Here is an 880-nt window from a genome sequence, read left to right as displayed (position 1 = left end):
ATGTCCCAGGTGTAGACCTGCCGCGGTGCGGTGGCCACCAGTTCCGGGCATGCCCGGGCGGGATGTCGGGCCTGGCGGCGTCTGTCTTTGACCTGCGTGTTCTCGCGCAGGATCCGGTACATCGTCGATATCGAACACAGGTAGGTGCCCTCGTCGAGGAGCGTCGCGTAGACCTCGAGCGGAGCCTGGTCGACGAATCGGTCGCAGTTGAGCATGGACAGCACGGCGTGGCGTTCTTCCATGGTGAGCTTGTTCGCCGGCGCCTTCTTCATCGCAGCGGTGGTCGGCGCCGGTTCCATCCGGTGTTTCTTGTCCCGTGCAGCAGTCGACCGCGTTACCGAAGTCCATGTTGTTGCTTCCCTGGTGGTCACACCGGCGGCAGTGAGTTCGTGATGGGCCGCCATCAACGTTTCTTGCGCGGCTCGTCGGTGTCCGCGCTCTCGGAGAGAGATTCCAAGAGCGCATGCGCTTTTCCCATGATCGACAGGGCTGTCTCGGTCGTCTCGAGCCGCTTGTTGGCCCGATCCAACTCTCGTTTGAGGCGCGCGATCTCGGCCTGCTCGGCGGTGAGTTTGCCGACCTTGGTGCCGGGCTGCTTGCCGTCGAGCACGCCCGCATCGCGTTGCTTGCGCCACTCACTGATGAGCGACGAATACAAACCCTCACGCCGCAGATACGCCCCACCTTCGTTCGTCTCGCAGGCCTGCTCGTATGCGGCCAGGTGCGCGAGTTTGTCTGCCGGGGTGAACGTGCGCCGGCGCGGGCCGTCGGAGCGCGGATGTGAGGGGTCCATGCGGGTATTCTCCCCGGCCGTGGCCAGGCTGGAAATCGTCATCGTCGGGTTGATCCGTATCTCGCCCTGCAGGCGGGGTTGCTGTGA

General features: G+C 64.4%; 1 protein-coding gene and 1 pseudogene. Both read right to left on the bottom strand.

All coding sequences use genetic code 11. From position 1 onward, the window contains the following. Positions 1-299, bottom strand: a pseudogene (locus MWU77_RS24440) (IS3 family transposase); the annotation flags it as partial. Between the two features lie 104 nt (positions 300-403). Further along, on the bottom strand, positions 404-880 hold a 477-nt coding region (locus MWU77_RS24435), incomplete at its 5' end, for a transposase (RefSeq protein ID WP_374229979.1).

Source organism: Rhodococcus sp. F64268 (assembly GCF_023015605.1).
Taxonomy (GTDB): domain Bacteria; phylum Actinomycetota; class Actinomycetes; order Mycobacteriales; family Mycobacteriaceae; genus Rhodococcus.
This window is presented reverse-complemented; position numbering and strand designations above follow the sequence as displayed.